8 protein-coding genes and 2 pseudogenes are annotated in these 7,977 nt (G+C 63.6%); 5 read left to right on the plus strand and 5 right to left on the minus strand.

Annotated features, from left to right (window positions below):
* On the minus strand, positions 1–229 hold a 229-nt coding region (locus ACFRKB_RS38675), incomplete at its 3' end, for a transposase (RefSeq protein ID WP_383111280.1).
* A 720-nt stretch (positions 230–949) separates the two neighbouring features.
* On the opposite strand from ACFRKB_RS38675, the gene ACFRKB_RS38680 reads away from it, so the two are divergent.
* Positions 950–2,698: an amidohydrolase gene (locus ACFRKB_RS38680; protein ID WP_383111281.1), complete on the plus strand. Its 1,749-nt coding sequence runs from the start codon at positions 950–952 to the stop codon at positions 2,696–2,698.
* On the opposite strand, the gene ACFRKB_RS38685 is transcribed toward ACFRKB_RS38680, so the two are convergent.
* Positions 2,657–3,289 carry a DDE-type integrase/transposase/recombinase gene (locus ACFRKB_RS38685; protein ID WP_383111282.1) on the minus strand — a complete coding sequence of 211 codons (633 nt, stop codon included), beginning with the start codon at positions 3,287–3,289 and terminating at the stop codon, positions 2,657–2,659. The genes ACFRKB_RS38680 and ACFRKB_RS38685 overlap by 42 nt on opposite strands.
* 136 nt (positions 3,290–3,425) lie before the next feature.
* The gene (locus tag ACFRKB_RS38690) at positions 3,426–3,908 is read right to left on the minus strand and encodes a TetR/AcrR family transcriptional regulator C-terminal domain-containing protein (RefSeq protein WP_383111283.1); all 483 of its coding nucleotides are present in this window, start codon (positions 3,906–3,908) and stop codon (positions 3,426–3,428) included.
* A 122-nt stretch (positions 3,909–4,030) separates the two neighbouring features.
* On the opposite strand from ACFRKB_RS38690, the gene ACFRKB_RS38695 reads away from it, so the two are divergent.
* On the plus strand, positions 4,031–5,770 hold the full coding sequence (locus ACFRKB_RS38695) for a pyruvate dehydrogenase (RefSeq protein WP_383111284.1): 1,740 nt from the start codon (positions 4,031–4,033) through the stop codon (positions 5,768–5,770).
* A gap of 365 nt (positions 5,771–6,135) precedes the next feature.
* Complete coding sequence (locus ACFRKB_RS38700; protein ID WP_383111285.1) at positions 6,136–6,378, plus strand: hypothetical protein; 243 nt, start codon at positions 6,136–6,138, stop codon at positions 6,376–6,378.
* Between the two features lie 45 nt (positions 6,379–6,423).
* Here ACFRKB_RS38700 and ACFRKB_RS38705 read toward each other — a convergent pair.
* Positions 6,424–6,644 (minus strand): annotated as a pseudogene (locus ACFRKB_RS38705) (hypothetical protein); the annotation flags it as partial.
* Here ACFRKB_RS38705 and ACFRKB_RS38710 point away from each other — a divergent pair.
* Together ACFRKB_RS38710 and ACFRKB_RS38715 are read left to right on the plus strand one after the other, a co-directional pair.
* The gene (locus tag ACFRKB_RS38710) at positions 6,601–6,783 is read left to right on the plus strand and encodes a hypothetical protein (protein ID WP_383111286.1); all 183 of its coding nucleotides are present in this window, start codon (positions 6,601–6,603) and stop codon (positions 6,781–6,783) included. The pseudogene ACFRKB_RS38705 and the gene ACFRKB_RS38710 sit on opposite strands and share 44 nt — an antisense overlap.
* Before the next feature lie 233 nt (positions 6,784–7,016).
* A pseudogene (locus tag ACFRKB_RS38715) lies at positions 7,017–7,255 on the plus strand (IS701 family transposase); the annotation flags it as partial.
* A gap of 118 nt (positions 7,256–7,373) precedes the next feature.
* Here ACFRKB_RS38715 and ACFRKB_RS38720 read toward each other — a convergent pair.
* Positions 7,374–7,766 carry an ester cyclase gene (locus tag ACFRKB_RS38720; protein ID WP_383111287.1) on the minus strand — a complete coding sequence of 131 codons (393 nt, stop codon included), beginning with the start codon at positions 7,764–7,766 and terminating at the stop codon, positions 7,374–7,376.
* Between the last annotated feature and the right edge of the window lie 211 nt (positions 7,767–7,977).

A 7,977-nucleotide genomic window follows, 5' to 3' on the forward strand; every position in this document is an offset into this window, starting at 1 on the left:
TCAGCGCCTTGAGCTGGGCGGACTCCTCCGTCGTCGTCCCCGGACGCGTCCCCGCGTCGACCTCCTGCTGCTTCACCCAGTTCCGCAGCGTCTCGCGCGAGCCGATGTCGAGCTTCTCGGCCACCGCCTGCAGGGCGGCCGTCTCGTTCGGGTAGTCGTCGCGCACCTCGGCGACCATGCGCACCGCACGACGGCGGAACTCAAGCGGGTAACGGGAAGGTCGTGCCATGACTCGATCCTTTCATGAAATCGAGTCTCCACTTCACCCGTGGCGCCTTCCGCCTCGCCGGCTGGGCCAACACCGCCAGCGCACGCCGCGCTCACACCACACCAACAGCCGTACTCACCCTCTGCGGCATCCCATAACTATGGGGACCTTCCCGGAACACTCCCGGGCCCCTGGGGCGGGTGCTGCCAAGGATGATGCCGATCCGAGTCATGACTGGCGCCGTAGAGGTAGTTGACATGTCAAAGCTGTCTGCTACGGTTGCCACTAGTTGATATGTCATGTATCACGCCGCTCAAGGGGGAAGGGGCGCCGGTGACGAAGGAAGCCAACCCTGGCGTCCGCCTTTATCAGGTTCGCAGTGCCATGCCCGAACGGGGCGTATCTCCGCGGCACGGCGAACACTGCCGGTTATGGCGCTGCGAGCTGGAACTTGTCCGTCACCGGCGTCGCGATCATTCCGACGCCGTGCGGCAGCAGCTACGCGGCCACGGCGGACTTCACGCTCGCCAACAACCCGGGCAGCGCAATCGTGTTGGACGAGGACGGCAGCCTGTGCGGTCACAGGCGTTTGGCCACCGTTCGCGATCGTTGGCAGTTGGCCCGTCGACCCGGCCTCGACGGGCCAGTTCGTCGGGCTTGCCGGGTCGGGGACGGACCTGCTAAGCCGCTCGTTGCTATCGGAGCATGCCAGCAGACCAATGACCAGAGGAGGCAGGGAAGATGCAGGACACATTTGTGGGTGCCGATCTAATCGTTCATAACGCAAGAATTACCACGCAGAATTTGGCCCAGCCGGAGGCGGCTGCGCTAGCTGTGAAGCGGGGGAGGATTTATGCTGTTGGCAGCGATGCCGAGATCCTTGCCCTAAAGGGCCAAGGTACAAAGGTGATTGACGCCGGCGGTCTGCGGTTGATACCAGGTCTGGAAGACGCGCATCTGCACCTGCTAAATAGCAAATTCTACAATTACGAAACAAGATGGGATGGCGTCCCTACTCTGACACGGGCACTAGAAATGCTGCACGAGCAGGCTGAGAGGACGCCGGAAGGTCAGTGGGTAAGGGTGTCTGGCGGCTGGTCGCCCCATCAGTTCGAAGAGGACAGACTTCCTACCATGGAAGAGCTCGAAAGGGCTGTGCCCAACCGACCTCTTCACGTGCAATACGCCTACAACCAGGCCTTCATGAATGCTCAGGCCATGGAACAGCTGGGGGTAGGCACCTCTGCCTTTCCGGACTTGCCCGGGATGGTCTTTGAGAAGGACCAGGATGGCCGCTATACGGGAGTCCTGTACGGCAATACCTTTACCTTCATCACCGTCGAAACCATGCTTCCTGCGCCGGGCTTCGAAGAGCAAGTGAACTCACTGGGCCAGGCAATCAGGGATCTGAATCGCTTCGGCGTAACCTCCGTTATAGACTGCGCGAGCTCAGAACCTTATCCGGAGGGCCACAATATTGTTGGCGCATTGATCAAGGATGACCTCCTGAGGGTTCGGCTTCCCTTTATTGACATACAGATTGCGATCACGAGCAGCGGCTTCGAAATAAATGTAGACGACGCAATTGAGACCATAACCAAAAAGGCCCCAATCAGTCCCGGTCAAAACTTGCATCCGAGGTGGCTGCACGGTCATGAATACGAAGGCTACGGGGAGGCTCTCGGGCCTGAGCTGCACGATCACGAAGATTTTGATCAGCCGGCGATCATCATCGATCCGGAGTTGATGCGTTCGAAGGTAGAGGAAGATTTCGCGAAGCTCGTAAAGCGAAGGATTCCCTTCCGGGTACACCTCAGTTACAACGAGAACATCACTCCCTTCCTGGATGCCTTGGAGAAAGTAAATCAGCAGGCGCCGCTTGATGGCTTGCGCTGGTCCATTGAGCATGCCGAAACCATCAGCCCGGAAAACATAGCGCGGGTTAGGAAGCTCGGCGGAGCCGTGGCCTTGGATGGCAAAATGGCCGTGCACGGCGACAGCTTTGTAAAGACCTACAGCAGAGAGAAGGCCTTGCAGACGCCGCCCTTCCGCCTTCTACTGCAAAGTGGTATTCCGGTAGCTCTGACCACTGACGGGTACAGGGCATCCTCGTATCATCCCTGGACAGCCATAAGCTGGGCCGTTACCGGCAAATCCGTGTCAGGCTCGGAGGTGTTGGGCAGCGACAACCGCCTGAGCCGAGCAGAAGCATTGAAGCTCTTTACCCTGGGTGCCGCCTGGTTCGATAACAGCGAACACGAAAAAGGCAGAATAGCACCGGGCAACCTAGCCGACTTCGCCGTGCTCAACGCGGATTATTTTTCCGTACCAGATGATGAGATCAGAGGCATCTCCTCCGTACTAACCGTTGTGGACGGCCGCGTAGTATTCGGTGAGGGAGAATATCGGGACCTGGCTCCCGAACTCCCGGAAGTAATGCCGGCATGGTCACCCGTGAAATATTTCGGAGGCTATTACGACGCTTCCTGAGCAAGCCGGTAGCCGCGATACTCGGGGCCGTGGCCGGGAATGTGTCGTGCGCGGTCGATTAACTCCTCGATCGTCCCATTGCTGTGGACGACGCCGTCTATATATCCGAGTTGGGCGTCCTCGGCGCCGAGCTTGTCGCGGAGAGTAGCCGAAGATCTTGTGCTTGCGCAGACGGCGGCGGTTGTAGAAGGTCGCGATGAAGGCAAAGACCTCGGCGCGAGCGGTGGCCCAGGTCAGGCCATGTCCGGGTTCCGATCTCTTCTTTGAGCAGGGCCCAGAAACTCTCCGCGGCGGCATTGTCGAAGCGTGATCCGTGCGGCCGCAGCTTTGTCGCAGGCTCAACTCGCTTATCACGCGGCGGAATTCGGCTGAGGTGTATTCGCTTCCGCGATCCGAGTGTGTGATGTATCCGGGCTGCAGGCCGGCCCGGCCGTGTGCCATCCGCAGGGCGTCGATGACCAGGGAGGCGCGGTGGTGGCCGGCCATGGCGTAGCCGACGACCTCGCGGGTGGCCAGGTCCAGCCGGCAGGCGAGGTCAAGTGATCGGGCAACGGGCTTCCTTGGTCGTGCTGGGTGTCGTAACCGCGTCACTACCAAGGGGCCGTTCTTTCATGCCCACGGCCGCACCACCCGTACCTCTGTCCAGATGATCACCGCACCGCACACCTCGAACGAAATCCGGTTTGCCGCAACGCACTCACTATTCTTCTGGGCTGCAGCGCCAGGTTCAGCTTCGTTCTTGGCGCGCAGGCACCGCGTCCAGCACCAGCTCCACTGTGGCGAGGAAGCTCTCGCGGGTGAAACCGACGGGTTCGATGCGGCGACCATAGTGAACCAGCGCGGGAAAGTCTGCCGGGTCGGCGCCCAGCGTGATCACTCGGAAGGTTTCCCGTCTCCGCTTTTGCTCGGTCAGCCCGGAGGATTGGCTGGCCGCGTGCGCGGAGATCAGGGACACGGACAAGGTCACCAGCCGGTGGTACCACTCGGGGATGAGTTTCTCGGGCACCCCGGCGTCGCTGAGGGCCTGCAGGGTCTCCTCGATCACCAGCTGGCTGCCGGGCCCGCTGCCCGGATAGTGGCTGACGTCCTTCGCCAGCTGCGGCAGCGCGGCGTACGCATCCCATGAGCGCAGGGTCAGGTCGACGAGCCGCGCACGCCAGGTTCCCTGCCGCCGGTAGCCCTGCATGGCCTGGACCAGCACATGGTCCACGATCGCGAGCATCAGCTCGGTGCGGTTGCGGCACCCCTGCAGCTAAGGTGGATATATCAACTATATTAAGGCTGTCGAGATCACATGGGACAGGCGTGCGGCCTGAGGGGAGAAGTCCGGCGATGCGGAATCTGACCGTGGCTCAGCAGATGGTGGACATTCTGCGCCAGGCGGGCGTGGAGCGGATCTATGGCGTGGTGGGTGACAGCCTGAACTCGGTGGTCGACGCGGTGCGCCGTACCGACGGCATCGAGTGGGTGCACGTACGGAACGAGGAGGCCGCCGCCTTTGCTGCGGCAGCGGAGGCGCAGCTGACCGGCAGGCTCGCGGTGTGTGCCGGAAGCTGCGGCCCCGGAAACACGCATCTGATCCAGGGACTGTACGACGCGCACCGCTCTGGTGCGCCCGTGCTGGCACTCGCCTCGCACATCCCGTCCCACCAGATCGGCACCGGCTTCTTCCAGGAGACCCACCCGGAAAGGCTGTTCACCGAGTGCAGCGACTACTGCGAGATGATCAGCACCCCCGAGCAGATGCCCCGGGTTCTGCGGATCGCCATGCAGCGGGCTCTTGGCAACAGCGCGGTATCAGTCCTGGTGATACCGGGCGATGTCGCGCACGACGAGGCGACTCACCCGACGGGAAGCAGCGACCTGGTCACTGAGCGCGGCCGGGTCGTCGCGCCGGACACACAGGTTCGGGCGCTGGCCGAGAAGCTGAACGCGGCACGGAAGGTGATGCTGTTCTGCGGTGCGGGAGTGCGGGACGCGCACGCCGAGGTCATGGCGCTCGCCGAGAAGACTGCCGCCCCCATCGGGCACACCCTGCGGGGCAAGGAGTGGATCCAGTTCGACAATCCGTACGACGTGGGCATGAGCGGTCTGCTGGGCTACGGCGCCTGCTTCGACGCGATGCACGAGGCCGACCTGGTCGTCCTGCTCGGCACCGACTTCCCGTACAACGACTTCCTGCCGCAGGCGCGGACCGTGCAGATCGACCACGATGCGGGCCGCCTCGGCCGTCGCACCGTGCTGGAACTCGGGGTCCACGGCGATGTCCGGGAGACACTGCGCGCTGTGCTGCCGTTGACCGAGGCGAGGCGCGACCGTACCTATCTGGACCGGATGCTGCACAAGCATGCCAGGTCGCTGGAGAAGGTGGTCTCCGCCTACACCCACGACGTCGAGCGGCACACCCCGATCCACCCTGAGTACGCGGCCTCGGTTCTGGACGAACTCGCTGCGGACGACGCAGTGTTCACCGTGGACACCGGCATGTCCAACGTGTGGGCGGCGCGTTATCTGACCCCCAATGGGCGGCGCCGGGTGATCGGTTCGTTCCTGCACGGCACGATGGCCAACGCGCTGCCGCACGCCATCGGCGCGCAGTTCGCTTACGCCGACCGCCAGGTGATCTCGATGTCCGGTGACGGTGGACTGGGCATGCTGATGGGCGAGTTGCTCACAGTGAAGCTGCATAATCTGCCGGTGAAGACGATCGTCTTCAACAACTCCTCTCTGGGCATGGTGAAGTTGGAGATGCTGGTCGAGGGGCTACCCGAGCACGAGACCGACCACGAGGCGGTGGACTACGCGGCGATCGCCCGCAGCGCGGGCATTGAGGCGATCCGTATCGAGCGCCCTGGGGATGTCGTCGAGGGGCTCAAGCGGGCGCTGGCCTATGACGGACCGTTCCTGGTCGACCTGGTGACCGACCCCAACGCGCTGTCGATTCCGCCGCACATCTCGGCCGCCCAGGTCAAGGGATTCGCCTTCGCCGCGGGCCGGACAGTGCTCGACGGCGGCGTCGGCAAGATGCTCGACCTGGCCCGCGCCAACCTGCGGAACATCCCCCGCCCCTGAGATGGTCGCCGCACTCATCGAGGTCCGGTCTCACGACCCCAGCGACCTGACGAAGGCCGGCGCAATCACTGTGCCCAGCTCTCCGTGGGCCACCGGGCTCCTCTCGAAGGCCGCATCGAGACACCCCCGGCACCGACTCGTCGGTGACATACCGGCCACTCTCGCCGTCTGATTCAGACGTGCTCCCAGGTGGGAGGAGCGCCGGTGGGGACCTGCTCTCGTAACGATTACGCCGGGGACGCATCAGCACTGAGCGACTCGCCCAGAAACGGTGCTCACACCTGACGGGACCTCATATTGACGGCCCGACGTCTGCACGTCACCGATCACCCCTGCGCGGGGTCTACGGAAGGGAATCACCATCGATGAGCGAGGAAACGCCGACTCCGACCTCCGTCACGGCCCGATCCGGAGAATCGTTGATCTTCCTAGGCGCACCTCATGAACGGGCGAAGCAGCAGCGCCAGGGAGCGGACATAGCCGATTCGATCGCCGGTGCCGCTTTCGACCTGATGGCCGACATCGCACGCCCAGTCGCTCTTCCGCACGAGCGCGTCGGCTTCGACGCTGAAAGTGATCTCGGGATCGTCAAGCAGTCACCGGAGTAGCGCGGACAGGAAGGCGGCGCGGGGGACCGGACGAGCAAGGGTCTGTCAAACGAGCGGATCTGCCCCGTAATACGTGGTAGCGCTGTGCAGGGGGCACTGGAGGAGGATGCGGTGGCGGAGCAGGGGAACCCGGCTCGTCCGTGCATTTGCCTCGTGCCCTGTTTGGTTCGTGTGTCGACGCACTCGGCGCGGCCGTTGTGGCACGGGAGGGTGAGTCCGGCGTTGACGGCGCCCCAGTCGAGTTCGAGGCTGTTCGCGCAGGAGTGCGTCAGGCAGGCGGTGCCCGGCTCAGTGGTGCTGCACTGGGAGGAAGGGCTCGCCCCGGTGGTTCCTCCACCGGACTACCAGCGGATCATAGACGTCCTGGTCGGCGGGAACGGGATGTCCGGGGAGGCGATGGACTGACGTCAACTCGCGGCTGCGGTGCGGCTGAAGCCGCCCGCCCATCGCGGCGCGTACGGCGTGGCGTTGAGTCCGGCAGAGGGTGGCGGCACGGTGGCGGCGATCCGGTTGCCCGGCGGCCCGACACCGTCGCGGGACTGCTTCTGTGACTGTCCCGGCCGCTTCACCCGACGGTTCAGGTGATCCTGTGTACTGCCACCCTGCGGCCGCACCCTGGACGGTGGGATCAGCGACAGCGGTTCCACGACTGGTGCTCATAGGTCTTGCCGACCCGGCGCCCGGCCACCGCCGGCTGCTGATCCGCCGCAACCGCACCATCGGTGAAGTCGCCTACTACCGCTGCTCCTCACCCGAAGCGGTGCCGCAGGCCACCTTGGTGCAGATCGCCGGATCCAGATGGCGGATGGAGGAGACCTTCCAGAGCGAGAAAGGGCTGGCCGGCCTCGATGAGCACCAGGTCCACCGCGCCCCTCCTGGATCCGCTGACCTTGACCAAGCCGCAAACCAGACAGGAAGACCATGAAGTGCGGCCGCCGTACCAGTCGGGTCTTTGGACGACCGTTTCCTTGAAGCTGGCCAAAGACCCCCTGCTGTCAGGCAGTCAACTGTCGACGCAACTCGGCCGAATCGTGCAGGTTCGTCATCTCTACGAATCGACCGTTACTTACCTTGTAAATGACGTACTCGACGATCTCGAACGAGGCACCAGAAGGAGGAACACCGAGCCACTCCTTCACTGGAGTGCCGGTGTTGATCACGCGTGCGGCGATTCCGTCACGGTCGAACAGTGTTTCCTTGACATCCCAGTGAAAGTCCGGAACGGCCTCGACGATCCCCTTCAGGACCGTGACGACGTCGTCCCGGGTGCCAGGCTTGCCACTCAGCAGTACCTGGTCATTGATGAACTCGTCCATGCCGTCGAACTCACGGGCGTTGAGCGCCGCTGCGAAGCGCATGTACCAGCTGCGCAGATCCTTCTCGGCCATCGGATTGCCCTTTCTTCTGTTCCGCTCGGTTACGGAGCGCCTCCGACCCCCGCAGATTTCGGCACCGATCGGTGCCGAAATCTGCGGGGGTCGTCGAGAAGGCGATGGCGGTCTTCCGGGGGCAGGGCTTCGTGGGTGCCGGCGTCGGCGACCTGGCCGAAGCCATGGGTGTCTCCCGCAAGAGCCTGTACGCGGCCTGCGGCACCGGGGT

The sequence above is a fragment of the Streptomyces scopuliridis genome (genome assembly GCF_042790125.1).
GTDB classification, from domain to species: domain Bacteria; phylum Actinomycetota; class Actinomycetes; order Streptomycetales; family Streptomycetaceae; genus Streptomyces; species Streptomyces scopuliridis_A.

Excerpts from the sequence above, each read along its gene's own strand:
- ACFRKB_RS38720 (WP_383111287.1), bottom strand. The coding sequence starts at position 7,766 with ATGGCCGAGAAGGATCTGCGCAGCTGGTACATGCGCTTCGCAGCGGCG.
- ACFRKB_RS38695 (WP_383111284.1), top strand. The coding sequence starts at position 4,031 with ATGCGGAATCTGACCGTGGCTCAGCAGATGGTGGACATTCTGCGCCAG.
- ACFRKB_RS38680 (WP_383111281.1), top strand. The coding sequence starts at position 950 with ATGCAGGACACATTTGTGGGTGCCGATCTAATCGTTCATAACGCAAGA.
- ACFRKB_RS38700 (WP_383111285.1), top strand. The coding sequence starts at position 6,136 with ATGAGCGAGGAAACGCCGACTCCGACCTCCGTCACGGCCCGATCCGGA.